Genomic DNA, 22,043 nt, shown 5'->3' with positions numbered 1-22,043 from the left:
GGTCACACCGCCCTGATCCGGATTTTGCGGCACAGGTCCGAGTCGGCGACCTGCTGCCGGAGCGAGTCCCGCTCAACGGTGACCGCAGCCACAGAGCGGGTACCGCTTGTGCCGGCTTGCGCCCGGACGGTGCGGGCGTACCCGGCCTGCTCCGACAGGAGTGTGCATATGGCATCGGCGATGGTCAGCGTGCGGAGCAGGCCGGGCGCGACCCAGCGGGACAGGGCTGCGGCGTCGGAGTGGCTGGTCGCCGTCGTGCCGGCCGCGCCGCGGGTGACGGTGAGTCGGCGGGGCGCCCAGATGGTTTCGCTGGTGTGGCTGTCGAGCTGTGTTCCGTCGTAGGCGCGCTCGACCAGCAGGGCGTCGGTGATGTCGCGGACTCGCATCCGTTCGGCGCCGAGGGTCAGAACCTCCCCGGGATGGAACGCGGTGACATCGGCCACCTGTACGAGGACGTCGTTCTTCTGTGCGCCCAACGGGGCCTGGAGTGTCTGTCCGGTGGAGGCCAGCGCCCGGCCGGTGACCGTCATCCGCTCGGCACCTGCGGACAGGAGGTCGCCGACGCCGACCGCGGTGGGGTCGGCGACCGTCACCTCGGTGGCCGTGGCGTCGACCCCGACTGCCAGAGTCCCGGCCGGCGTCTGGACGTCGGAGTGCCCGTACCACCCGAGGATGCTCGCCGCGTGCTGGTGGGTGTCCCCGGAGTCCCAGGCGGACGGCCGGTCGAGGCGGGTCTCGACACGGTTGTACGGGGGCCCGGAGTTGGTGGGTTCGAGGTAGTAGTCCGTGTCCGGGATTTCCACCCCTGCGGACTGGATGAGGATCGCGCTGATCAGTTCGTTGCGGTCCAGCCACAGCCGCCACGACCTCGGGGTCTGCTCCGACGGCCAGTCGAAGTAGCGGGTGTCGAGGACCGGCTGGAAGTCCCGCTGGCACAGCGACTCCGCGTCCCGGGAAGCGGATTCGATCGCGCGGTCAATCTGCGCGTCGTCCCTCGCCGAAGACGCCGAACCCAGGGCGGACCTTACGTCCTCCCTGGTCGCGAACCAGCCGGTGCCCATGGTGTATCTGCTCAGCTCTCGTCGTCAGAGGTAGGTGCCGCCTGGGCGCCATCCGTCCCAGGGGCAGAAGAGTTGCCCGTCGGGGCCTTCTTGGAGCGGTTCGCCGTCGTTCGGGCAGGCTTCGGGCGGTCGGTCTCGCTCGTCTCGGGCGTAGTCGGCGGCTTCTCGGAGGATGTCGTTGAGCTGCTCCCAGGCGATGACTCGTCGCCCCCTTCGGCGTCCTGCTCGGGCGCTTCGTCGGTGTCGTCTTCGCCCCAGGCGCCGGTGACTCCGGCGATGCTGGGGCCGCCGGCGACGGTGATCTTCGGCATGGTCTGTGCCTCCTCGGCATGGTCTTCGCGGTGGTGGGTTCTGCCGCACTGCGGGCAGCGGGGAGCGCCCACCGAGTAGGCGGCGGTGCAGTTCCCGCAGATCCACAGGGCCATGTCAGGCCGCCGCCACAGATGCTCCGTCGTCCAGTGGGATGTAGGTCAGGGACCACTTCACGGAGCCGGTGTCGCTGGCAGTGGTCTTCAGCCCGAGGTTGCCGACGGGCAGCACGACCGGATGCGCGGGCAGCCCCGTCCTGGCGGAGGTGGGAGCGTTGCTGCCGGCCCCGTCTGCGGACAGCAGCGACGTGGCGTCGCCGGAAATGCCGTAGAGGGTGCCGACCTCGTCGGAGGTGACGACGGTCGCTGCGCACAGGTCGCCGACGGTGCCGACTGTCGGGGTGTGAACGAGGTTCGCGCTGGTGGCGGTGGCGCCGAGAGCGACGGTGACTTCGCCGACGATGGATGTGAGGAGCACCCGGCCGCCAGTGACGGTGAACAGGGTGCCGGTCGCGGTCTGCGGGAGGGTTGCGGTGGCCCGGTCGACCTTTGTGCCGAGGAGGATCTGCCGGATCTGGGAGCCCTGGATGATGACGGACATGGTCAGGCCCCCACGATGGCGAGGTTGTCGGCCTTGCGCTGGGTGTTGAGGTCGTGAAGGACGGCGGTGACCAGGCCGGAGCCGCTGGCGGTGACCTTGACGTAGGACTTGCCGTCGGGCAGGGAGTCACCGGACACGAAGAACGCGACAGCGCCGGACGCGATGGTGACGGCGTTGGATGCGGACTGGGAGGTGGTGACCCAGGCGGCGGTGCCGTTGGTCGCCGAGTTGGTGATCTTGTGGGTGATGGTGTTGCCCGGCGTCGCGTAGGAGCCGCCGAAGGCGTCGGAGACGGTGAGGGTGAAGGTGTCGGCGCCGGTGCACACGAAGGTGATGCCGCCGCAGTCGCGCATGGAGATGGCCGCGCCTGCCGCGATGGGGACGATGTTGAAGGCCCGTCCGAGCCCTTCGATTCCTGCCATGGTGTTTGCCTTCCTTGCGGGGGGTTAATGCCGGTTCGGGATGGCCCGGCCAGGGGTGTTAATGCCTGGCCGGGCTGGCGGGGTCAGGCGCGGGTGGCGACCTTCACGAACGGGGAGAGGGTGTTGGAGCCCTTGCGCGGGGTGATCGCAGACTTGATCCACGGGGTGCCGTCGACCCGCTCGATGACGCGCACCGAGGTCTTGTCGGCGCCGAACTTGAACTCCGTGCTGGTGGCGGTCTGCATGGCCTGGCGGTCGCCGATGAGGTAGTAGCCGAAGTCGACGAAGTTGATGTCGCCCGCGGTGCCCACGCTGGAGACCTTCTCGGTGAAAACCACCGGACGGCCGAGGATCGTCATCGGCGGGGCGCCGGCGCCGTCCGCGGCCGGGGTGCCCATCCACACGGCGCTGCCGCCGGTGCCCACGGACAGGGCCATGGTGGCCAGTTCGGGGAACGTGTCGATGTGGGCGACCCACACCGCGCGGCCGATGGAGCTGGGCAGCATGCGGGAGTACGCCTTGACGATGTTCTCCCAGACGATGGTGCCCGCGGTCTGGCCCGACTCCTTCGCCACCGACACCGCGGCCGGGGCGTTGAGGTAGCCCAGCGGCATGCCGACGCCGGTGCCGTCGGTGAACGCGGTGTCCTCGAACCACGCCAGCGCCTCGGGGTAGGACTCCTCCATGAACTGCTGGAGGCTGATCAGGCTGTCGGTGAACAGCTCGTTCGGGATCTCCGAGTAGAGGGTCAGCTTCTTCGCGGACAGGACGATCCGGCCGAACGTCGGGCTGGAGTCGGTGAGGGCGCCGCCCTCCTCCGTCCAGTAGCCGACGACGCCGCCGTACACCGAGGAGGCGTTGCTGGTGGAGTCGAGCATCGGGTACGGGACCGTCAGCGACTCCATCGGCACGACCCGGGCGCGGGCGCGGACGACGGTCTGCTCCAGGGCCACGCGCAGCAACTCCGCGCGCAGCACCTCGGGGATCAGGAACCCGCCGTCGGACGGCACCGTCGAGCCGAAGCTGTTCTGGATGCGGGTGATCTCGGACCGGCCGGTCAGGGCCTCCGCGGAGGTGTTGCCCGCCCAGGTGGTGCCGAAGTAGTCGGACCAGTTCTGGTACTGCTGGTCGAGCTTCGCGCCCGGAGCCTTCGGGTTGTAGTGCTTGGAGCGGGCCTTCGCGCCGCCGCCGCCGGAAGTCAGGTTGAGGCGGTTGATCGCGTCGATCTGCCCGTTGCGGAGGACGTCAGCGAACTGCCGCTGGGTCTCGTCCCGGATCTGCTGCTCGATGCCCGGGTCGTTGGAGCGCTGCTTCTGGCCGTAGGCGTCGATGAACTCGGTCAGCTTCTCGGGGCTCGCGGTGATCTCCGCGAGCTTTCCCATGTCGCCGATCATCTCCGCGAGCTCGTCGGCGTTGCGCGGGACGGTCAGGGTGGGTGCCACTGGTTCCTCCTCAGGATTCCGTCGCGCTGGACGACGAGACTTGGGTGAGCAGACGGTTGATGGCGGCAGCCCACGGATCGGGGCGCGGCTGGGTCAGTTGGGCCATGACGGACGCCCATGTCGGCTCGGCGCTGGCGACAACCTCGGGTTCTGGATCGGGTGCCGTCTCGGGCTCGGCCGCCTCGGGGAGTTCGATCTCGGGGCCGTGCTCGCCGTGCAGTTCCGTGGCGGGTGCCGCCGGCTCAGGCGCGGGGGGAGGCTCCTGGCCGGCGGCGGTCCCGCCCTGCCCCGTCCCCACGGGCTCGGCCGGGACGATGGGGGTCACGGTTCCGCCGGCTTCGGCAGCCGCCACTTCCGCTCCGTGGTCGCGGACGGCAGCACGGAGCGCGGCCACGAGCTTCTCGTCGAGCGCGTCCCCAAGGCTGATCGTCAGCGTTGGCGGGGCCGGCTCGGGCTCCACGGCCGCGGCCTGCACTGGAGGCGGGCCGGGCTTCGGCTTCTCCGGGGCCTTGGGGCCCTGGTAGCCGTAGACGGTGAGGTCCCACCGGGCGTGCATGTCCGGCTCGGCCGGATCGGTCGCGGGCTGCGCGTCGATCGCCTCGTCGGCCAGGCCGGCGGCGACCGCGTCTTCGGGCAGGTACCAGGTTTCGGCGCGCATCGTCTCGCGCCACTGCTCCGGGGTGCCGCCTGCCTTCGCCGCGTAGGCCCCGGCGATGTTGTCGGAGATCTTGCCGAGGACTCCGGCCATCTGCTGCATGTCCGTGGCGTCGCCGATGCACAGCCCGGACGCCTCGTGGATCATCAGCATGGAGTTCGGCATCATCACCAGCCGGTTGCCTGCGAGGGCGATCACGGAGGCGATGGACGCTGCCAGGCCGTCGACCTGGACGGTCACGTCCGACGGGTGCGCGCGGAGGGCGTTGGCGATGGCCAGGCCCTCAAAGACGCTGCCGCCAGGGCTGTTGACCCGCACTCGCAGGTTGGGGGCGGTGATGCCGGCGAGCGCGCTGATCACGTCACCGGCGGACACGCCCCACCATGAGTCGATCTCGTCGTAGATCAGCAGCTCCGCCTCATCTGGCGAGGCGGCATTGCGGATCTCGTAGCCCGGACGGGCCGCGTCGCGGGCGCGGGCCCGAGCGCGGGCCGCACCTGGTGCCTGCGGTACGTCGATCCAGGCCATCAGTTTTCCTCCACAACTGTGCAGCGGCAGTTGCTCTTGCCGAGGCATTTCACGTAGCCCTTGCCGCCGGGGTAGTCCGCGTAGGCCGCGGCCTGGCTGTCGTACTTGTGGCCGTCGTTGTCCTTGCACGGCTGGCAGATGTCCAGGTCGACGTGCGCGCGGACCGTCCACGTGGTGGCTGCTGCGTTGGCGAACAGGCCGCGCGTGACGTCGGCGAACGTCGGCTCCGGTTCGGCGACCACAGGCGGCTTGCGCGGGCCCTCGAAGGGGATGTCGGGCAGGCCGACCGCGAAGAGCGTGCCTTTCGCCTGGAAGCCGGCATTGACCAATGCGGCAGCTGCGGCAGAGCGGGCGGTGAGCAGGGCGGCTTCGGCTTCAACGTCCTCGGGGACGGGGTTGTCGAAGTCCATCTCCAGGTTGGTGACGCCCCGCCCGTACATGGGCAGGATCTGGTAGTTTAGGACGGCCTTGACGCGGCGCAGCCGGGGAACGGTCAGCCAGCGGGCCAGGACTACCTCGGCCGCGTCGGCGTTGGCCCTGTTGACGTCATCGACGGCGCCCAGCATGGGCTTCGGGAATCCGAAGGCGGTGCGGATCTTCTCGTCGGAGACGTTCGCGAGTTCGGCGAACTGCATGTCGCGGTTGGTGTACTTGCGGTCGACCCAGGTGATGCCGTTCTCCAGCAGGGCCACCCTGTGGGCTGCGCCTACGCCCTTGTGCTGCTCCGCCCAGCGTTCGCGGTGCTCGTTGAACTCCTCATCGCCCAGGCGCTTGGCGACCTGCAAGATCCCGCCGGGCTCGGCGCTGTTGAGAAAGAAGTTCCGGTTCCACTCGCGGCTGTACCTGCTGGCGTCGAGGTCGGTGAGGATCGTCTGCACCGGGCCGAGGCCGCGGTACACATCCAGCGGGTTCGGGCGGCGCAGGAAGATGACGTCTTCACGCGCCAGCGGGATGACCTCGCCAGACGGGCCTATGTACTCATAGCCGACGATGAACTCTTCCGGGTCGGCAACGGGCCGCATCCGGTCCGGGCGGACCGGCCACAGTTCCAGCGGAAGCGTCGACCCCTCAACGCGGGCGATCACCCACCACTGCTCGCCCGTCAGTTCCTCGTGCTGCTGCGCGGCCTCACGGAACACCGGGCCGACCATGAAGCCGTTCGGCTTGTTCCAGAGGTCGAGGATCGCGTGGGAGGTGACCTCCTTGCGATCTTCCTTCAGGCCCGACGGCGCCTTGCGGTACAGGTGCCATTCGACCTGGCTGTAGCTGGTGATGATCCGGTCGACGATCGCGAAGAGGGTGCCGTTGGTGCCCTGCGCCCGCATCTGGGCTTCCTGGCCGGAGGGGCGCGCCATGAGTCCGGCGAAGCCGCCACCTCGGGACCCGGTGGTGGCGTAGGGGACGGGTGAGCGGTTGCGGAGCGCGCGGATGGGGTCCATCAGGCTGCTGCCCATTGGCCCCCTCCGATCTAACTGTTAGCCACCGTGTGCATCACCACCACGGACACCCCGGCAACGATGAGCCCCACGCCCACGCCGAAGATTATCCCGCATCCTACTGCGATGAGTGTAAATCCTCCTGTCAAGATGCCAAACGACAGAAGATTCTTCTGCGCGCGGGCCGAGAGCTTCCCCATGGTGACTCCTCAGTTCGGGAACAGTGGCGCTACGCGCCGTTACATCACACGAATACGGGGACGGCCACCGATGTCCACCTCAGCAACCATGTACCGCTTCGCATCGCACCCGTGGTCGTTGATCTTCACGGGGACTTCCTTCGGAGGCTTGTCCGCAAGCTGCTGCGACGTCGTACCCCGATCCCAGACATAGCCCGGGATCTCCTCCTCGGTCGAACACGGCTTCTTCGCCGCATCAAGCGCTTCGTCACGCTCAACAACGGCACCCCGAAAGATGAACAGGCGCGCCCGCCCGTCGCCGGCCGCCTTGTACCGGGCGTTGACCGCCTGAATCCCGTCCGACACCGACTTGTGCGCAGGCGCCGTGGACATCCCCAAGTGCCGCTCCAGCGTCGCCCGGTCCTCCGCGTCGTGGTCGCAGATGATCGCCCTCGGCCGGGGCTCCGTCCACGTCTTCGCGCACTGGTCGCACTCGTAGCAGTCGTGGCTGCCCGCAGTGGAATTGCAGCAAACGGTGCAGGCGGTCACTTCCCGCAGGATCCGCTTGGCGTGGTCCTCCACGAGGGTCTTCGTCTTGTAGATCTCGCGGTAGAGGTACAGCCGGCCGTCCGGGTCTTCGGCCCAGCACTGGAGCACGAACGGGTTGGTGTACCCGAAGTCGACGGACCACCAGCGGGTCCAGGTATCGGGGATGGGGAACTTGTCGACCAGGTGGATGGCAGGATCGAAGTTCTCGTAGATCACGCCCTCGGCGGACACCCACAGGCCGTGTCGCAACCGCTGTTTGCGGACGCCCGTGAGCGCGTCGAGGAGCTTCATGTACGCCTCGCCCTTGACGGTCATGGTGCCGTCGGCGTTGAACAGGACGGGGTTGTCCTCATGGCGACAGTGGACCATGCGGGCCGTGCCGCGGTCGCAGTGCTGCTTGAGCCAGTGACTGGGCATGTCCGGGTTGGCGTCCGCTATGAGCTGCTGGAACGAGACCTTGCCGTTCCGGAGTCGGGTGGTGATGTTCTCCCAGTCGGTGGTGGTGAGCTCAATGGCTTCCTGTACATAGGCGACGTCGTACTCCGACGACATGATCTTTGTCGGCTTGTCCATCCCTCCGATCATGACTTTCGAGCCGTTCGCATACCGGTACTGAGGCGGCTCCTCCGCCGACCCCCCGTAGAACGACATAATCCCCGTGGCGAGCGCCTCCTTCGCCACGTGCTCCCGCCACGTCACCAACGCAGTCGACCCCAGCGACTCCCGCGTCTTGCGGACAATCAGCCCGCGCATCCCCGGGTTCGCCAGGGCCATCAGGTGCAACTTCTCCAGGCACGCCCGGGACTTGCCCGTACCCGCCGGCCCCGACAGCAGCACCTGCGGCAAGCGGCACTCCATCAGCTCCAGCGCCGAGCCCCACGGCTCATAGTGATGGAGCGTGTCCGGGGCCACGGCGGTGGTCACGTGAGAACGTCCAGGTCAACGCCAACGATCTCGTACCCCAGCGCTCTACCCGGCCGCCGGATCGTCAGCGTGCTCCCCGTATCCGTCCGCCGCAGGTAGCCCCGCCAGCCGTTCACGCTCCACATCTGTCGGCCCAGATCCTGCTCCTGCTCGAACAGGTTCCCGGCGCGAGCCAGTCCGTCCGCGATCAGTCGGTCGATCCAGTCACTCACGCCGCACCCGCCAGCGCTCCGCCGATCAGCCGCAGATGCCGCGGCACCGCCTCCGAAGCGGCCACCTGCTGCTCCTCCGTTAGGGCCAGATCCCCGAGCACTCCGCGGAGCAGGTCGGCCATCAGCGACCCAACGCGCTCCGCCAACTCCACCTGACGGGCTGCAATGCCCATCCGGTGCGCGACCTCGCACATGCGGGTGAGCCGGTCGCGTTCTTGGCCGTAGAGCTGCACCCACATGCTGGCCTTGGCCGCTTTGGTGACGTCCACACCCTTGAACTCGCCGGAGCCCTTGTCCACCTCCGAGTCAACGCCCCACACCAGCGCCTCCGGCTCGGTCTCCTGGACGCGCTCGCGCAGCCACGCCACATGGCCGGCGGACCACCGGATCTCGTCCAGGACTGTCTGCGACGGGTCAGCGTCCTCCGCCGGGGCGCCGAAGGACTTCGCCCACTCGGCGACCGCGAGGCGCTTCCCTGCTGCCCGTTTGACCTGCGGTGCTGCGCCGCCATGGGTGACGCAGACGGTCGCACCTTGCACGGGCCACGCCTTGCACGGGCCGCGCTTCGTCTTCGCCGTGCAGCGAGCCCGAGGCGATGGGTCGGGCTCGTTTCCGGATGGCGATGGGTCGGTCGGCCGTCCCGTGTCGTCGCTCATGGCGCTGCTCCTTCCTGCTGATCGATCGTCGCATGGCCGCTGGGTGTGACGATGGTGGTGGCGGTGTCAGGTGCAGGCGGGGCTGCTTGGTGGGTGAGCTGGGCGCAGACGATGCAGGCGCCGAGGAACGTGGCGGCGAACAGGCAGATGCCCCTCATGGGGTGGGGCTCGCGTGCTCGTCGGCGAGGTGCTCGCGCGCTTTCCGCTCGGCGTAGGTCCGGTCGGAGAGGTCGAGGGCGAGCCAGCCGTCGCAGTCTCCGTCGCCCCAGCAGCGCCACGACCAGGACCAGTCGCCTCGGTCGGTGCGGTAGCGGTGGATGACGAGGTACGGGGTGATGTCGAGGTCGGCCGTTGGTTCGGACTCGTTCTGGTCTGGCCGGTGGTCTTTGGCCAGCTCCAGGGTCAGCGTGCAGTCGGCCGGGTCGTATCCGGTGACGGCATACTCGACCTGATCGGCGAAGACGAGGTGGCCGGGGTCGTGGGCGTGGATGTAGGCGCGGGCGTCGAAGAGCAGGGCGAGACTCATCTTGGAGTGGCGTGGTGCGGTGTCGACGCTGAGCGGGTGGCCGACACGGCGGGTGAACACGATGTCCTCATAGGTGACGGCCTGCTCGGGCGTGGCACCGTGCCTCTTCGCCTCGACGGAGGCGGCGGGCTGGTAGTCGCACGTCCCATCGCAGTCGTGGCACCAGGGGCGGTTCGGCAGGTTGTAGCGTGCCCGCTGCTCCGCCGTCCGGGAATGATCGGCGTGCGGATGTCCACAGTTGGAGCAAGGGGGCGCAGCGTCGGGCACGGGTGCGGGGGCGGCCTGTACGTCGGACTCGGGCGTGCTCGTGGCTAGCTCGGTCATCGATCAATCCTCCGGGGTGTCGACGGGGTAAATGGCGATCGGCTCGGGCCAGTTGAAGGGCGCGTCCGGGGCAGTCCGCTGCCGGTGGTCGTCGTCGTGGCCAGACGGCAGTTGGCACCGTGCAGACGACTCGTTGGCCTTGTGGTACTCGGCGCGGCATTGGGTGTCGGGATCGACATGCGCGCCAGCCCGACCTCTGTCGGCCCGATGCCCGCACGTGCAGCCCAGGTCGCCGCAATGCCGGTCGGCTGGGAGTTGGGCGTCGGCGGCGGTCGCGCATCGGGTGCAGATCATGGCCGTCCCTTCTGCTGCTGGTCGAGAGACTCGGCGACCTGGCTCGGTGAGTGGATGCAGATCGACCCACTTGTGACGTGGTCGGCGTAGTGCTGGACCCACGCGGCTCGGAAGGCGTCGATCTGCTCTTCGGTCATGGACTCTGGCGCTTCGATCACACCGCCCTCGGTCGGCCGCCATTCCGCCCCATTGGCGTCCTTGTGGGCCGGACCGTCGTGTTCGTGGCGGAGGATGCACGGGCCGAAGGTGGAGGGGCGGCCGAAGAACCCGAGGTTCATGATGGTGCTGGCGTCGCAGGTGCCGGATGCCTCCCCGTCCAGCACCTCCATCACCGCGTCCGCCAGTTCGCCAGCGTCGATCCCCTCCTGGTACATGCAGGAATGACTGTCGGCGTCACGTATCGCGGTCAGAATCCGGTCGCGTAGCGCATCCGGGGTGAGTTCGTCGTAGGTGGTCATCCGCGGACTTCCTTTTTTCCGGCGGTCCCGGCCACGCGGTTCAGTTCGCCGGTCCACCAGGCGGGGTCGGTGTGGGCCAGTTCGCGGATCGCGTTGTGCAACTCCGCCCGGTTGACGGATTGGACGATGGCGCGCGGATCCCGGACCTGCGCACCGATCAGGTATTCGGCAACCGCGGCGACGGCGCCGGCCAATGCCTGCCCGAGGCCGGCGGGGTCTGCTTGCAGTGCGGACGCGGCCAGGGTTGGTTCGCCTCCGTCGATGACGCTGCGGACTGTGCCGACGGCCCATCCGAGCGCGGTCTCGGCTTTGGTGTAGCTGCTGGCGCTGACGGGCTGGCCGCGTTCGATCCGCACGTAGGTGTCTTTGGACAGTCCGGCTTGGGCGGCGATGCTGGTGATGGGGAGTCCGAGGTCGTGTCGTCGCGTCCGGGCGTGTTGGGCTAGCCGCCGGAGGTCGGGGGGCCGAATGTCGTCCATAGTGCTAGCACATTAGCACTAGCATATGGCGCTAGATTGTCTGCCATATCGTCGCAACTGGGCGGCGGTTGGCGCGAAATAGCGAGCGAGGAGTGCCCGGATGCCCGGCTTCACCGCAGAAACGCACGTCAAGACGGAGACGACCCGCATCTTCCGCGTTCCGGCGCCGGCGGATGAGGGCGCGGAGTACGAGGCGGTGTCGGCCGCAGCGGCAGCGGCGTGGACGGAGTACCGGGAGAAGACCGGCCTGCCCGAGGGGTCGGAGATGCCGCCGGGGATACTCCGGTTCCAGCCCGGCGACCGGCAGATCGTCATCTCGTGGACCGTGGAGGAAGTCGCATGACCGGTCTGATCGAGTTCCTCCAGGCCCGATTGGACGAGGAGGAACTCCAGGCGGAGAGGCAGTCTGACGGCAACGACTACCCGCTCGACCCGTGGGCAATCCAGTGGGAAGAGACGGGTGAGTGGAACAGCTATCCCTACGTCCGCATCGCCAAGGCGCGGCTGCTGGCCGAACTCAAAGCGAGGCGAAAGATCATTTGTCTCGCTGTTCAAGCGCGGCACAACGCCAGCCTCCCGGAACCGGACTTCGCCATAGGACCCAGCGGCACTTCCTTCTTCGTCAGCGGCTTCGCCGCCGCCATGGAGCACTCCCTCCAACTGTTCGCAGCCGCCTACGCCGCCCATCCCGACTACGACCCGAAGTGGGCGCCGACCGCGAAGGAAGAAGTGGCATGGCCTCGGCTGCTTTGGACTCATCGTGGTCGTCGCCATCATCGGCGGAATCGCATCATCCTGCGGAGGGGGATCCAAAGGCACGGACGGCCAAGACGCCGCCGACATCCCCACCTCCAGCAGCGTGGCGGATGTCGGCCTCTCCGACACTGCCGCAGCAGTCAGGGACTGGTACTCCCAGAACGGCGACAGCCAGATCACGGCGATCAGTGCTGATCTGACCACCATCTCCGGCTCCGCAGGTGACGTCGACTTCTCCGGCATGCTGAGCAACTGCATCAGCCTCCAGAGTGACGTTGCTGACGCGCAGGCCGCTGCCCCCATTCCGGATGACGCAACACAGGGGCACTGGGCTACGGCGCTCGACGACTTCTCTAACGCCGCAGCCGACTGCATCACGGGCACATCCGCATACGACAGCGACTTGATCGCGCGGTCCGGACAGGAACTCGATGCGGGTGGAACGGAGTTGACGCTGGCGGCAGCCCGCGTTGGGGAACTCGCCGACAACTGAGCACCCTCACACCCCCGGCAGCCCGTCCTGTTCCACCTGGAACCTCCCGGGCCCGCGAACATCCCTGTGCCCGAGCTTGCGTGCGCATTCGTCGCCGAGCCGGAGGAGTTGCGCGGCGCGGTTGGTGAGGGGGTGTCCGCAGAGGCGGCACCTGACGACCGCCGGCCCCGCGCCCGGTTCCGCGTGGAGGCCGGGCAGCGGGGCGGGGTCCGGGGTCATGCGGTCGGTGGGCGGGAGTTCGGACGGCGGTCGGCGGCAGCACGGGGTGAGGCCGGTGACGTCGGGCGGGCAGGCGTGGACGGTCTCAGGCATGGGGTGCCTCCTCGCCGGCGGGGGCGGTGGGGTAGATGCTCGTGACCGAGCGGGGAAGGCTCACGGCGACACCGTTGCCGCCGACGGCCGCGAGGACAAGCCGGAGGGCTTGTGCCCTCACGACGAAGTCCCGGCTTGTCTCGATCAGGGTGAGCAGCGGACCGACTTGGATCGGCGCGGCCTCGGCTTCCTCTCTGGTGGCGAAGGTGTCCTGGTCGATGAAGCTTCCGGCGTCGTAGTCGCCGTAGTCGAAGTCCTGGACGCAGACGACGATGATGCGGCCGTTGTCGGCGAGGTAGCGGCGCCAGTGCGGTTCGGGGTCGTAGCGGCCGGGCGCGGTCAGGTCGAGGCTCACGTGTGCTCCTTCGCGGGGTGGCCCGGCCGGTCAGCCGGGCCACAGGCGGGCGGGGTCAGGGGGTGGTGGGTTTCAGTCCGGCGCCGGGGCAGCGCGGCGAGAAGACGCGGCCCAACTGCTTGTTCGGCGGTGCTGTGCGCCTGCCTGCCGCGCTGGGCCGAGTTGGACCCGGAGCCCGCCGGAGGACTGAGAGGCCGCGAGAGGGGCGCTCAGGGCCCGCGACGGGGCCGATCCGGTCTGCCCGCCGATCCCGGAGCGTCCATCGCCCCCGTTCGCCTGTGGCCCGCTGTGGCCCGCACGACCCCCCGACCCCTCCCGGGGTGCCCCGGGCGGGAGTTCGGCGCTCCACGTCCCCGCCGTGGCCCGCGACGGGGCCGTCACGGCTTCCTCCGCCGTGCGGCGCGGGCCTGTGCGCGCCGCGTAGCCCGGTTGGGCCGCGCCGGCTCCGCCCCGGGGTCGCTGCCGTCGTCGGGCGCGACGGTCTCCACCCGGGCCAGCCGGGTCTCCCACGTGACGCCCGGCGCCGGGGCGTGCTCCCGCGCCGTCACCGCGGCATCCCGGCGGCCCTGGCCGCGGCGGCGTGGAGCATCGCGGCGACCTCGGCGCGGGTGCGGCCGGGGCGGAGCTCCCACGGCACGGTCAGCTCGTCGCCCAGGTGGGTCACGACGGCGTCCCACAGGTCCACGGCGTCAGGGCGGCCCACGGGGAGGGCCACGCGGTCGAGCAGATCGCCGATGGAGCAGGTGTGCGGGTCCCAGTGAGTCGCGGCCAGGGCGGCGGCGGCTTCGAGCCGGGGCGGGATGTCGGTGATCATGGCGTCCGTTTCGTTCGGTTCGGGCAGGCGGCAGGGCGGGGCGGGTCAGGCTGGGGTGGGGTTGGCCAGGGCCAGGAGCACGTCGGCGTGGCAGGGCAGCGACGCCGGGCACCAGCACATGAGGTCGCGGCCGGCGAGCTCGCGCAGGGCGCGGTCGAGCAGGTCGGGCTGGCTGTGGACCCACACCTCGAAAAGCTCGACGGCCAAGGTGTGGGCGTCGCGCTGGTTGTGTGCGGGGATTTCGGGGCGCAGGCCGGTCGGCGGCCGGCCGATCCCGGCCCAGTTCACGGTCCAGCCGGACAGGGTGTCGGTCTCGGCGATCACCCACGGGTTGCCGTAGCGGGTACCGCGGCCGACGTAGCGGGCCGGTCGGGCTTGGGCGTCGAGCGGGGCGCGCCACCCGGCGGTGTGCTTGCGCCGGATACGGGCAGGTGTGGACGTTTCGGTCACGGCGGCTTTGCCTTTCAGGCGGCGGACGGGGCGGGGCTGGTCGTGTGTGGGGGGCTGTCCTGCTGGTCGAGGTAGCGCCGGACCCGGGCGGGCAGTTCGCCGCCGACGCGCTGGCACTCCTCTGCGAGGTAGCGGGTGAACTCGGGGTGGTGGGCCTGGATGAGCCGGCCGATGGCCGCTTGGCCCGCTTCGGCGCGGAGCCGGTTAGCTTCGCCTTGCGGGGGCCGCCGCTCGGCGGCGCGTTCTGCCTTGCGGGCTTCGGCTTCCTCGTGCCGCTCGGCGGCTTCGGCTTCACCGGAGGCCCGGCGGCGCTCCGCGCATTCCGCGCGGCGGGATTCCAGGCAGTCCTTGAACGCGGTCGTCTTGCGGCGCCACTCGACATCCGGGTTGAGCCCGCGGGCGAGCTGTTCGTTGACGTCGTGGATGAGCGCGCCGAGCGCGCCGCGCCACCGCTGGAGGAGCGCCGGGTCGCGGATGGCTATCCGCTCGCCGAGGGCGCAACGTTCGCGGGCCTCTTCCGCGACGAGCAGGTGGAAATCGGGACCGGCCATGGCGGTCAGCCGCGCCAGGGTCTCCGGGTCGGCGACGGCGTCGGCGGGGATCACGGTCGACGGCTTCTTCGACAGGTGCCACCAGCCGCAGGAGGGGTTGCACTGGTACGGGTTGAGGATCCGGCCGACGGCGATCTGCACGCGGCGTGCGGCGACGTCAGCACCGACCCGGGTGGCATACCGGGCCTTGCCGGGCGTCGGGCACTTGGACGAGGTGGTCATCGGGGCGGCTTTCGTCTCAGGCGGCTGGAGGCAGGGCGTGCAGGTGGCGCCGGGCCGGCGGGGGTTTTTCGGCGAGGGCGGCAAGGAGTGCGTCCCGGTGCGCGGCTTGCTCGGCGGGCGTCCAGGGGCGTTTGGGTTGCCGGGTCTGGCCGGTGGGCAGCGCGTAGTCGGGGACCTGGCCCGTGGGCAGTTCCTCGGCGAGCAGCCGCTCCAGGGGCGTCATGACCGGCTCCGCGCGGGCTGGGCGAACAGCAGCTCCAGGCGTTCGGTCTCCAGTTGCGCCGGACTCTTGTGCCCGAACCGGACGTGGCTTTCGGCTTTGCGCATCGCGTCGGCCCAGCTCACGCGGTTGGGGTACTCGGTGCCGAACCGCGGGGTGCTGGCCTGGTCGAGGCAGTCGCAGGTGAAGCCCCAGACGCCGCGGCGGCGGCAGCGGAAGACGAGCGGTCGGCCGGGGTGGAGCGGGTAGCGGCCGGCGGCGGGCCGGTTGATGCCGCTCATGCGGTCACCTCGGCTTCGGTCTGCCGCGCGGGGTGTACGGCCCCGCCGGGGAGCGCCCAGCCGCCGTTGTGGCATTCGGTGCCGGGGGCGACCTGGCAGGTGGGGCAGACGGCTGTGGCGCGGGCCCAGGCGGTGATGCGGGAGGGGTGGGGCGGGTCCGGGAGCCTGCGGCGGCCGGAGATGGTCGTGCAGGGGGCGTGGGCGTGCGCCCCGCAGTGCGGGCACGCCACGGCGCGGGCCGGGTGGTGGTCGGCGCGCAGCAGATGCCGCACACCGTCCGGGGCCGGGGCGCCCCAGCGGGCGGTCATGAGGTCTCTCCGGCGGGCAGGTCGCGGGAGCCCGGGCAGTAGTCGCCGGGGCCGCGGTTCGGGTGGTGGTTGCGGATCCTTCCGTCGCCGGTGAGGGCGTAGGTCCGGCCGCACGCCGGGCAGGCGCCGCGCCTCGCGGTGGTCTTGGTCATCGGGTTCCTCCTTCGAGGAGTTGGCAGGAGTGGCATTCGCAACGGGGCCGGCAGGGCGGGGAGCCGGCGGCGGGTCAGTACTCGCCGCCGTAGCCACTCCCGTAGGGGTCGTCGTGGCTGTAGGGGTCCTGGTACGGGTCGATGGCCGCGATCTCTTCGTCCGTCAGCGGCTTGTAGAGCGCCGGATTGGAGAAGGCCGCCCCGATACCGCCGGAGCCTTCGACGAACCGGAGCGTGCGGTCGTGGGCTTGGTGAACGGTCTGCTTTTCGAGCCCGCCACCGCACGCTCGGCAGGTCCACGGGCGCCGCAGGGTGATCCACTGGTCGCGTGCGCACCGGGGGCAGGTCACGTGGTAGGCGCTGGGGCCGAAGGCGGTTTCCCAGTTCGCGTAGCCGGCGGCGGGTCGATGTCCGCGGCCGTTCCATCCGGGAGTGAGGGACTGGCGGCCGATGATGACAAGTTCACCGCCGGGCCACTGGCAGGTGCAGTCGCCCTCGCAGTGGCAGGCGCGGGTCTTGCCGAGCTCGACGGCCTTTTCAGTGCGGGGTATGCCGGGGCCCTTGACTTCGATCCAGGTGCCGAGCTCGGGGAGCCAGAAATCCGGGAGGTAGTTCACGCCAGACGGCAGGGTGATCGTCTGCGGTTCGTACTGCCACTTGATCCGGTTGGCGTCGAGGGTCTGGGCCCAGTCGGCTTCGAGACGGGAGCGGAAGGTGATGTCGCCATAGGCGGTGGGGACGGCGTCGATGGGCCCGTTGGGCTGGGTCACGCGATGCTCCTGTGCTGGCGGCGGAGGTCGGGGCCTTCGAGGACGACGACGGTCGTCAGTTCGGAGAGGCGGGAGGCGATGCGTCCGCCGAGCCGGTCGCTGAGGTCTTCGCCAACGTCACTTCGGGTGGGGAAGTTGCTGGTGACGATCAGCGGGCGGCATTCGTTGTACCGGTCGTTGAGGAGCCGGTATGTGGCCTCTTCGGTCCACTCGCTGATCTTCTCGGTGCCGAGGTCGTCCAGGAGCAGCAGCGGGATCTTGCAGAGCCGCTTCAGTTCGGCCTCGGCGCCGCGGTCGGAGCCGCCGGGGCGGAGCAGCCCGTACATGTCGGGCGCCGTCATGGCGATCATCTCGAAGCGGTCCGGCCCGGATTCGGCGATGCGGCGGAGCGCCCCGTATGCCTGGTGGGTGTTGTGGGTGCGCACGTAGTCGGCGGTGAGGTAGGTGTGGTCCTGACTGTCGACCGCGATGCAGGTGGCGTTGCCATCGGGGACCCGCTCAACGCCGGTCACAGCGACGACGCTGCCTCTCCCGTCGCGCCTCGGGGCCCAGGCGTTCAGCCTGCGAGCCAGCCGGGCCGGGCAGGACATGTGGGCTGGGAGCGCGAGATGCACCGTCCAGGAGGGAAGGTGCGTCGTCTCCTTGCGGCGGGCAGTTGCGTTCCCGCCGAGGGACCACACGAGGTTCCGGATGTCGGAGGCAAGGCGCTCGGACGAGGTGGAGATCGAAATGCTGGCGCCCTTGATGTACCCGTCGGTGTCGACGAGTCCGGCGAGCAGAGCGAAGCGGTCTTCGAGGCTGGCGGAGAGATAGGTGTCCGGCAGGAAGCGCTGACTGGAACGGAGTCCCATCAGGCCGAGATCCCTTAGCGCCACGGTGAGCGGATTCGGACGCGGACGCCGGCCGCTCAGGAGGTACGTCAAGGCTTTGGAGTCGCGCTGGCGGGGTCGGACGCGCGGAGTCACGCCGACCGGAAGCTTGATCAGGTCGAGAATCTCAGGATCGGGCGTGGTGACGTTCGGGGTGGTGCTGGTCAAGCCTCCGTCGCCGATGAGTACGCCGAGGGTGTACGGGTCGATCGGCAGGTCGCGTGCCGGGTATTGGACCGGACCCGGTGCCGGTATGTACCAGCGGGCGACTCCGCTGGGGTACGTGAGGCCGATGTTCATCATCTCCGCGAGGGACATGACTTTCGCTGGGGTGCCGACGCTCCGGTCGGAGATCCTGTGGACGGGCCACAGGTGTTCGGCGTCGCACACGACGGAGCGGCCGTCGCGCAGATGCATACGCCAGAGCGACCGGGTGCCCTGCGGGTAGACGCCGACCACGCGACAGGGGGCGCCGTCGCCTCCGAACACGCTGTCCCCGACATGTATGGACCCGATGGCGCGGGGACCGTCCGGGGTGGCCAGCTCCTCGCTGTCGCGCAGGGCCTTGCCAGTGCCGAAGGTTCCGGTGAGGACGAGGAAGCCCGCGGAGCGCCGGTCCTTCGCGGCATGGTCGGCCCAGGCTTCGATCTCGGGGTGGGTGGCGGTGGCGTTCTGGTACCGGAAGGGGGCAGCGGTGCGCCAGCGGTTGACGGCGATGTCGACGCGCTGCCGGTGGTGGTAGTCCGGGTGGCCGGGTTCGTCGGGGCTCGGGGTGTTGTCGACGGGTCCCCGCTCGACGTTGGCGAGGCCGCGGGCTTCGAGGAGGGCCTGGATGCGGCGCATGACGTTCTCACCGCCGAGTCGCTGGGGTTCGGGCATGGGTCAGAAGCCCTTCTGCTGCTGGTAGACGTGGGCGGGCGGGGGCTCGAACGGCCGGTGGCTGGAGCCTTTGACGGCGCGGAGGTTCGGCTTGCCGGAGGGCTTGGGCTTGATGGGGTCGTCGTAGGAACCCGCTCCCAGCCATGTGGCGAAGTACGGCGTGTAGGTCTCGTCCTCGCCTTGCCGGCTGAACGCGTAGGCGACTGCGGCCTCGACGATGTGCTGGGGGTCCGCGCCGCGTTCCATGGCGAGGCGCCACGCCTGCTTGCACTTCTCGGGCTGAAGGCTGCGGGGGTAGGCAAGCCATGCCTCGGTGAACTTGTCCATGTGGTAGTCGGGCGGAGGCGGCGCGGCCGACGCTCGCGAAGGGGTAGCCCCGGCTACCCCTTGCGGAGAAGGAGTAATAACTACTTGAGGAGCTGAGGAGTATGAGGAGTAGGGGGTAGCCCCGGCTCCTTCTGAACGAGCCGGGGCTCCTTCTGAACGAGCCGGGGCTACCCCTTGGGGGTCTGAAGGGGTAGCGGGGGCACCTTCAGAGCGAGCAGTAGCTACCCCTTCTGCCCCCGAAGGGGTAGCCGTGGCTACCCCTTCGGGTTCGAACGTGGGCACGCGGAACGTCATCCGGAGGCCCGGCACCGCATAGAGCGCACGACCGTCCTTGCCCTTGCCGATGGGAACCCGGAACTCCCAGCCGGCCGCAGCGAGGCGCTTCAGGGCATTGCGGAGGACGTTGCTGTCCTTCGCCCCCGTCCACCGAACGAGGTCATCGATTGGCGCCATGCTCATACGCGTCCTCTCGTTGGCGTCGTCGGCGATCTCCAGCGCAACGGCGCGCTGCAAACCGGTGATGTCCGGTCCGAGCGCTTCGCGCAGTTGACGGCGGAGTTCGTAGCCCATGGTTCTCATCTCGTCTGTGCTGGTCAGGGTGTTTTGGAGCGCGCGGAACCAGACCTTCAGGGCGGCCTCTTTGATTCCAACTGCGCCGCCTTGGCACGTCCCCACCTTAGCAAGAGGTGACCGGTCACCGGTAGGTCAATAGGAGGGCACTCAAATTGGGAGGGGTGTACGGTCACAAGGCAGTCGGTTACCCTGTGCTCATGACGACGAAGGGAACGCCCGGAAGGGTCGTGCGCATCGACGACGCCACCTGGGCGGCATACGGCGAGCTGTGCAAGGCGGAAGGCACCTCCCGTGCCGACGACCTGCGCCGGCACGCCCACGCCCGCGTCGCCGCGTGGAACAAGGCGAAGAAGCAGCGAAACGCTGACCTCATCGGCCGCATGTCCACCGACAAGCCGCCCGCCGACTGACCTCACTCCCCCCCTGTACGCGGGCACCCCGGGGCTGTCGGCCAGCGGCGCGAGGCCGAGTGCGGCCCGGATGTCGTGGCGGGGGTGGGAGCAGCGCCAGCCCTGCTGGTACCTGACGGCTCCGGGCGCGCGGCACCAGCGCAGTTCGGCGCCCACCCAGTGGGTGCAGGTGCCGTCCGTGGGCCTCGCGTCCATGTCGTCCCCTCCTCCGGCCCCGGTGGCGGGGCTTTGTGCTGTGCGGTGCGTGCCGAGCCCGGTACGGGAGTCGAACCCGTATGCCCTGGTGGGCGGCCGGTTTTAAGCCGGCGGTGTCTGCCGTTCCACCAACCGGGCGGGGGACATCAGGAGCCGGCCGGATATGGGTCGAGACTGATGACCTGGGTGAGTTCGCCTGCGAAGCCGGTGGTGATGTGGGCTGCTCGCCACCCGCCAGCGGGTTGGACTTGAACGGCCCATCCGTCGCGGCGGGCCTGGTCCAGGCGCAGGCGGGCTTCGGCGGCGTTGCCGATTCCGCACGGGCGGAGCTCGCCGAGGATGCCGGTGGTGATGCGGTACAGGAATCCGGCTGGGGTGGCGGCGGCGAGCGCGACTCCGTAAGCCTCCAGCCGTGTGACGGACGCGGCCGGGTAGTGGCGGTGTCGGTAGTGCGCGGCGCACCACTCGCACAGCATGAGCGTCTCGGTAATGCCGAGCCGACTGGTGGCGTGGGTGGCGAGCGCGGTGCAGTGGTCGGTCTGGCAAATCGCCGCCGGGTGCCGGACGGGCTTGGGCAGGGGCGGCCAGGCGTCGATGCAGCCTAGGGCGCGGCAGCGGGCCTTGGGCGGGACGGTGGTGGCGTCGACGCGTTTGTGGTCTGCGAGGTGCCGGGCGGTGCCGCATAGCGACCAGGCGGGGTTGGTGTGTCCGGTGACGTGGAAGAGCAGTGGTCGGCTGGGGATGGGCTGGGTGCTTCGGGGTGCGGCCCAGAGCTGGACTTTGGTGATCACGGCCGGCTCACGATCTTGTCGGCAGTCTCGCGGTTGGTGTAGGTGAGGGCGGTGATCTCTTCGACGCGCAGGGCGATTGCGGTGGTCACGGCGGGTTCCTTCCGGGTTCGGGGTGCTGTGCGGGCCCGGGGCGGTGAAGCCCCGGGCGGGGGTGGGTCAGGCAGCGGAGCCGTCGAGCATCCGGAGGAACCGCGCGAAGGTGTAGGTCCGCAGGAGTACGACCGGGTCGATTACGGCGACGACCGTGGCCCCGGTGCACTGCCAGGCGACGCCCGGGGCGAGGCAGTCAGGGTCGGGCTCGACCTCCCCGTCCGGCTGCACCTGGTAGAGGGCTCCGTCCGGGTAGCCAGCGGCGTAGGCGCGGGCTACCTGCCGCTCGGTGGCGAGGTAGACGACGTCGGTCCGGGTCGCGTGGCCGAAGGCGCCCAACTCCTCCGCGTGTGCCGACAGCCGGTGCTCGGTTCCCGTGGCGTCGGGGGGCAGGATGCGGTCACCGCGGCGCAGGCCGGGAATGCCGCCGTGGAAGTAGGCCATCGGGTTCTCCTTGGTGTGCTGTGATGGGGTGGCGGGGCCGCCCCCGATTCGCGCGGGAGCGGCCCCGTCGGGTCAGGTGGTGGCGTGCTGTGGGAGCTGCGCCTGTACGGCGGCGAGGACGTCGTCCGGCGGGGTCCAGAACTGCTGCTGGCCCTTGGCCGGGATGGGTTCGGCCAGCGGTACGAGGTTGCTGATGCGCCAGTGGAAGACCTGCCGCATCCCCCAGGCCACGCACTGCTCGTCGCAGCCGTCGCCGGGGAAGTGGTAGCTGGCGAAGGTGGCCTGGGCGAGGATCACGCCGAGCTGGCCGAGCGGGCGCACGCCGTACAGGTGGCCGAAGGGGCGGCCGATGTCCCACGCGTCGGGCAGGACGGGCTTCCGCTCGGGTGCCGCAGCTGAGTGCAGCAGCACGGGTACGCCGACGTACCGGGCGGGCAGCGGCCAGCTGCGGTTTTCGATCCGCTTCGGGCAGTCGGATGGCTGCACGATGGCGTCGGCGTAGGGCTGGCGGATCGTCAGAGCCTTCGTGGGGGTGCCTGCTATGCGGGGGGTGCGGTGGATGTGGTCGAAGACGGCGGTCACGGACTTCCTTCCTTGATCTTTAGTGAGCTTATGTGCGAGCCAATTGCGAGTGTTGGGGTTCGGGTGAGCCGTCACCCGGGAGGTGGCGAGCCGCTGGCCTCAACCGCCGTGCCGACACCCCGCCGCGCGGGTTCAGGCGCTTCGG

At 69.7% G+C, this 22,043-nt stretch carries 31 protein-coding genes, 1 tRNA gene and 1 pseudogene; 4 read left to right on the top strand and 29 right to left on the bottom strand.

From position 1 onward, the window contains the following. Positions 1-2: 2 nt before the first annotated feature. The 13 genes from RLT57_RS28940 to RLT57_RS28880 all read right to left on the bottom strand — a co-directional run bounded on the left by RLT57_RS28940 (position 3) and on the right by RLT57_RS28880 (position 10,931). Positions 3-1,061, bottom strand: a complete 1,059-nt coding sequence (locus tag RLT57_RS28940) for a hypothetical protein (protein ID WP_311300202.1) — start codon at positions 1,059-1,061, stop codon at positions 3-5. Between the two features lie 11 nt (positions 1,062-1,072). Beyond that, complete coding sequence (locus RLT57_RS28935) at positions 1,073-1,372, bottom strand: hypothetical protein (protein ID WP_311300201.1); 300 nt, start codon at positions 1,370-1,372, stop codon at positions 1,073-1,075. A gap of 115 nt (positions 1,373-1,487) precedes the next feature. Next, entirely contained in the window at positions 1,488-1,970 is a 483-nt protein-coding gene (locus RLT57_RS28930) for a hypothetical protein (RefSeq protein ID WP_311300200.1), read from the bottom strand. Positions 1,971-1,972: 2 nt separating this feature from the next. Beyond that, positions 1,973-2,392, bottom strand: a complete 420-nt coding sequence (locus tag RLT57_RS28925) for a hypothetical protein (RefSeq protein WP_311300199.1) — start codon at positions 2,390-2,392, stop codon at positions 1,973-1,975. A gap of 83 nt (positions 2,393-2,475) precedes the next feature. Then, positions 2,476-3,834, bottom strand: coding sequence for a phage major capsid protein (locus RLT57_RS28920; RefSeq protein ID WP_311300198.1), 1,359 nt, complete (start codon positions 3,832-3,834; stop codon positions 2,476-2,478). A gap of 10 nt (positions 3,835-3,844) precedes the next feature. After that, the gene (locus RLT57_RS28915; RefSeq protein ID WP_311300197.1) at positions 3,845-5,017 is read right to left on the bottom strand and encodes a head maturation protease, ClpP-related; all 1,173 of its coding nucleotides are present in this window, start codon (positions 5,015-5,017) and stop codon (positions 3,845-3,847) included. Next, a complete protein-coding gene (locus RLT57_RS28910; protein WP_311300196.1) occupies positions 5,017-6,471 on the bottom strand; it encodes a phage portal protein in 1,455 nt (484 codons plus the stop codon). Before RLT57_RS28910 ends, RLT57_RS28915 begins: the two co-directional genes overlap by 1 nt. Positions 6,472-6,692: 221 nt before the next feature. Next, a complete protein-coding gene (locus RLT57_RS28905; RefSeq protein ID WP_311300195.1) occupies positions 6,693-8,105 on the bottom strand; it encodes a phage terminase large subunit in 1,413 nt (470 codons plus the stop codon). Further along, positions 8,102-8,317: a hypothetical protein gene (locus tag RLT57_RS28900; RefSeq protein ID WP_311300194.1), complete on the bottom strand. Its 216-nt coding sequence runs from the start codon at positions 8,315-8,317 to the stop codon at positions 8,102-8,104. Before RLT57_RS28900 ends, RLT57_RS28905 begins: the two co-directional genes overlap by 4 nt. After that, positions 8,314-8,856: a hypothetical protein gene (locus RLT57_RS28895; RefSeq protein ID WP_311300193.1), complete on the bottom strand. Its 543-nt coding sequence runs from the start codon at positions 8,854-8,856 to the stop codon at positions 8,314-8,316. The genes RLT57_RS28900 and RLT57_RS28895 overlap by 4 nt, the downstream gene beginning before the upstream one ends. Before the next feature lie 271 nt (positions 8,857-9,127). Further along, a complete protein-coding gene (locus RLT57_RS28890) occupies positions 9,128-9,823 on the bottom strand; it encodes a hypothetical protein (protein WP_311300192.1) in 696 nt (231 codons plus the stop codon). A gap of 290 nt (positions 9,824-10,113) precedes the next feature. Next, positions 10,114-10,575 carry a hypothetical protein gene (locus tag RLT57_RS28885; protein ID WP_311300191.1) on the bottom strand — a complete coding sequence of 154 codons (462 nt, stop codon included), beginning with the start codon at positions 10,573-10,575 and terminating at the stop codon, positions 10,114-10,116. Beyond that, positions 10,572-10,931: a hypothetical protein gene (locus RLT57_RS28880; RefSeq protein WP_311300190.1), complete on the bottom strand. Its 360-nt coding sequence runs from the start codon at positions 10,929-10,931 to the stop codon at positions 10,572-10,574. Before RLT57_RS28880 ends, RLT57_RS28885 begins: the two co-directional genes overlap by 4 nt. Positions 10,932-11,154: 223 nt before the next feature. Here RLT57_RS28880 and RLT57_RS28875 point away from each other — a divergent pair, with 223 nt between their 5' ends. From RLT57_RS28875 to RLT57_RS28870, 3 genes and pseudogenes are all read left to right on the top strand, one after another. Continuing rightward, positions 11,155-11,397, top strand: a complete 243-nt coding sequence (locus RLT57_RS28875) for a hypothetical protein (RefSeq protein WP_311300189.1) — start codon at positions 11,155-11,157, stop codon at positions 11,395-11,397. Continuing rightward, positions 11,394-11,708: pseudogene (locus RLT57_RS33605) on the top strand (DUF6221 family protein); the annotation flags it as partial. The gene RLT57_RS28875 and the pseudogene RLT57_RS33605, both read left to right, overlap by 4 nt. Positions 11,709-11,814: 106 nt before the next feature. Next, positions 11,815-12,303 carry a hypothetical protein gene (locus RLT57_RS28870; protein ID WP_311300188.1) on the top strand — a complete coding sequence of 163 codons (489 nt, stop codon included), beginning with the start codon at positions 11,815-11,817 and terminating at the stop codon, positions 12,301-12,303. Positions 12,304-12,309: 6 nt separating this feature from the next. Here the strand turns inward: RLT57_RS28870 and RLT57_RS28865 are convergent, their stop codons facing one another. From RLT57_RS28865 to RLT57_RS28810, 12 genes are all read right to left on the bottom strand, one after another. Beyond that, positions 12,310-12,615, bottom strand: coding sequence for a DUF6011 domain-containing protein (locus RLT57_RS28865; protein WP_311300187.1), 306 nt, complete (start codon positions 12,613-12,615; stop codon positions 12,310-12,312). Further along, positions 12,608-12,970 carry a hypothetical protein gene (locus tag RLT57_RS28860; protein ID WP_311300186.1) on the bottom strand — a complete coding sequence of 121 codons (363 nt, stop codon included), beginning with the start codon at positions 12,968-12,970 and terminating at the stop codon, positions 12,608-12,610. Before RLT57_RS28860 ends, RLT57_RS28865 begins: the two co-directional genes overlap by 8 nt. Positions 12,971-13,514: 544 nt before the next feature. Continuing rightward, a complete protein-coding gene (locus RLT57_RS28855) occupies positions 13,515-13,784 on the bottom strand; it encodes a hypothetical protein (protein WP_311300185.1) in 270 nt (89 codons plus the stop codon). Between the two features lie 45 nt (positions 13,785-13,829). Then, positions 13,830-14,234, bottom strand: a complete 405-nt coding sequence (locus RLT57_RS28850) for a DUF4326 domain-containing protein (RefSeq protein ID WP_311300184.1) — start codon at positions 14,232-14,234, stop codon at positions 13,830-13,832. Positions 14,235-14,248: 14 nt separating this feature from the next. Then, a complete protein-coding gene (locus RLT57_RS28845) occupies positions 14,249-15,007 on the bottom strand; it encodes a hypothetical protein (RefSeq protein WP_311300183.1) in 759 nt (252 codons plus the stop codon). A 16-nt stretch (positions 15,008-15,023) separates the two neighbouring features. Beyond that, positions 15,024-15,230 (bottom strand): hypothetical protein, encoded by a 207-nt coding sequence (locus tag RLT57_RS28840; protein WP_311300182.1) that lies wholly within the window; start codon positions 15,228-15,230, stop codon positions 15,024-15,026. Next, a complete protein-coding gene (locus RLT57_RS28835; protein WP_311300181.1) occupies positions 15,227-15,508 on the bottom strand; it encodes a hypothetical protein in 282 nt (93 codons plus the stop codon). The genes RLT57_RS28840 and RLT57_RS28835 overlap by 4 nt, the downstream gene beginning before the upstream one ends. Then, positions 15,505-15,816, bottom strand: a complete 312-nt coding sequence (locus RLT57_RS28830; RefSeq protein WP_311300180.1) for a zinc finger domain-containing protein — start codon at positions 15,814-15,816, stop codon at positions 15,505-15,507. The genes RLT57_RS28835 and RLT57_RS28830 overlap by 4 nt, the downstream gene beginning before the upstream one ends. Beyond that, positions 15,813-15,968: a hypothetical protein gene (locus RLT57_RS28825; protein WP_311300179.1), complete on the bottom strand. Its 156-nt coding sequence runs from the start codon at positions 15,966-15,968 to the stop codon at positions 15,813-15,815. The genes RLT57_RS28830 and RLT57_RS28825 overlap by 4 nt, the downstream gene beginning before the upstream one ends. 74 nt (positions 15,969-16,042) lie before the next feature. Next, on the bottom strand, positions 16,043-16,738 hold the full coding sequence (locus RLT57_RS28820) for a hypothetical protein (protein ID WP_311300178.1): 696 nt from the start codon (positions 16,736-16,738) through the stop codon (positions 16,043-16,045). Continuing rightward, entirely contained in the window at positions 16,735-18,486 is a 1,752-nt protein-coding gene (locus tag RLT57_RS28815) for an LAGLIDADG family homing endonuclease (protein ID WP_311300177.1), read from the bottom strand. Before RLT57_RS28815 ends, RLT57_RS28820 begins: the two co-directional genes overlap by 4 nt. Positions 18,487-18,489: 3 nt before the next feature. Then, positions 18,490-18,813, bottom strand: a complete 324-nt coding sequence (locus RLT57_RS28810; RefSeq protein ID WP_311300176.1) for a hypothetical protein — start codon at positions 18,811-18,813, stop codon at positions 18,490-18,492. A 770-nt stretch (positions 18,814-19,583) separates the two neighbouring features. Here RLT57_RS28810 and RLT57_RS28805 point away from each other — a divergent pair. Then, a complete protein-coding gene (locus RLT57_RS28805) occupies positions 19,584-19,796 on the top strand; it encodes a hypothetical protein (RefSeq protein WP_311300175.1) in 213 nt (70 codons plus the stop codon). Between the two features lie 250 nt (positions 19,797-20,046). Here RLT57_RS28805 and RLT57_RS28800 read toward each other — a convergent pair. From RLT57_RS28800 to RLT57_RS28785, 4 genes are all read right to left on the bottom strand, one after another. Beyond that, a tRNA-Leu gene (locus RLT57_RS28800) sits at positions 20,047-20,129 on the bottom strand. Positions 20,130-20,137: 8 nt separating this feature from the next. Next, the gene (locus RLT57_RS28795) at positions 20,138-20,782 is read right to left on the bottom strand and encodes a hypothetical protein (RefSeq protein WP_311300174.1); all 645 of its coding nucleotides are present in this window, start codon (positions 20,780-20,782) and stop codon (positions 20,138-20,140) included. Positions 20,783-20,938: 156 nt separating this feature from the next. Beyond that, entirely contained in the window at positions 20,939-21,316 is a 378-nt protein-coding gene (locus RLT57_RS28790) for a hypothetical protein (protein ID WP_311300173.1), read from the bottom strand. Between the two features lie 72 nt (positions 21,317-21,388). Then, positions 21,389-21,898 (bottom strand): hypothetical protein, encoded by a 510-nt coding sequence (locus RLT57_RS28785; protein ID WP_311300172.1) that lies wholly within the window; start codon positions 21,896-21,898, stop codon positions 21,389-21,391. Positions 21,899-22,043 lie beyond the last annotated feature (145 nt).

Origin of the sequence: Streptomyces sp. ITFR-21, from assembly GCF_031844685.1 — a bacterium.
Taxonomy (GTDB): domain Bacteria; phylum Actinomycetota; class Actinomycetes; order Streptomycetales; family Streptomycetaceae; genus Actinacidiphila.
Note: the sequence above shows the minus strand (reverse complement) of the source record. Positions and strands in the feature narration are given on the sequence as shown.

Bases quoted from the DNA above. Each gene is read 5' to 3' on its own strand.
- RLT57_RS28940 (WP_311300202.1), bottom strand. From the start codon at position 1,061: ATGGGCACCGGCTGGTTCGCGACCAGGGAGGACGTAAGGTCCGCCCTG.
- RLT57_RS28935 (WP_311300201.1), bottom strand. From the start codon at position 1,372: ATGCCGAAGATCACCGTCGCCGGCGGCCCCAGCATCGCCGGAGTCACC.
- RLT57_RS28930 (WP_311300200.1), bottom strand. From the start codon at position 1,970: ATGTCCGTCATCATCCAGGGCTCCCAGATCCGGCAGATCCTCCTCGGC.
- RLT57_RS28925 (WP_311300199.1), bottom strand. From the start codon at position 2,392: ATGGCAGGAATCGAAGGGCTCGGACGGGCCTTCAACATCGTCCCCATC.
- RLT57_RS28915 (WP_311300197.1), bottom strand. From the start codon at position 5,017: ATGGCCTGGATCGACGTACCGCAGGCACCAGGTGCGGCCCGCGCTCGG.
- RLT57_RS28910 (WP_311300196.1), bottom strand. From the start codon at position 6,471: ATGGGCAGCAGCCTGATGGACCCCATCCGCGCGCTCCGCAACCGCTCA.
- RLT57_RS28890 (WP_311300192.1), bottom strand. From the start codon at position 9,823: ATGACCGAGCTAGCCACGAGCACGCCCGAGTCCGACGTACAGGCCGCC.
- RLT57_RS28885 (WP_311300191.1), bottom strand. From the start codon at position 10,575: ATGACCACCTACGACGAACTCACCCCGGATGCGCTACGCGACCGGATT.
- RLT57_RS28875 (WP_311300189.1), top strand. From the start codon at position 11,155: ATGCCCGGCTTCACCGCAGAAACGCACGTCAAGACGGAGACGACCCGC.
- RLT57_RS28865 (WP_311300187.1), bottom strand. From the start codon at position 12,615: ATGCCTGAGACCGTCCACGCCTGCCCGCCCGACGTCACCGGCCTCACC.
- RLT57_RS28855 (WP_311300185.1), bottom strand. From the start codon at position 13,784: ATGATCACCGACATCCCGCCCCGGCTCGAAGCCGCCGCCGCCCTGGCC.
- RLT57_RS28845 (WP_311300183.1), bottom strand. From the start codon at position 15,007: ATGACCACCTCGTCCAAGTGCCCGACGCCCGGCAAGGCCCGGTATGCC.
- RLT57_RS28840 (WP_311300182.1), bottom strand. From the start codon at position 15,230: ATGACGCCCCTGGAGCGGCTGCTCGCCGAGGAACTGCCCACGGGCCAG.
- RLT57_RS28835 (WP_311300181.1), bottom strand. From the start codon at position 15,508: ATGAGCGGCATCAACCGGCCCGCCGCCGGCCGCTACCCGCTCCACCCC.
- RLT57_RS28830 (WP_311300180.1), bottom strand. From the start codon at position 15,816: ATGACCGCCCGCTGGGGCGCCCCGGCCCCGGACGGTGTGCGGCATCTG.
- RLT57_RS28825 (WP_311300179.1), bottom strand. From the start codon at position 15,968: ATGACCAAGACCACCGCGAGGCGCGGCGCCTGCCCGGCGTGCGGCCGG.
- RLT57_RS28815 (WP_311300177.1), bottom strand. From the start codon at position 18,486: ATGCCCGAACCCCAGCGACTCGGCGGTGAGAACGTCATGCGCCGCATC.
- RLT57_RS28810 (WP_311300176.1), bottom strand. From the start codon at position 18,813: ATGGACAAGTTCACCGAGGCATGGCTTGCCTACCCCCGCAGCCTTCAG.
- RLT57_RS28805 (WP_311300175.1), top strand. From the start codon at position 19,584: ATGACGACGAAGGGAACGCCCGGAAGGGTCGTGCGCATCGACGACGCC.
- RLT57_RS28790 (WP_311300173.1), bottom strand. From the start codon at position 21,316: ATGGCCTACTTCCACGGCGGCATTCCCGGCCTGCGCCGCGGTGACCGC.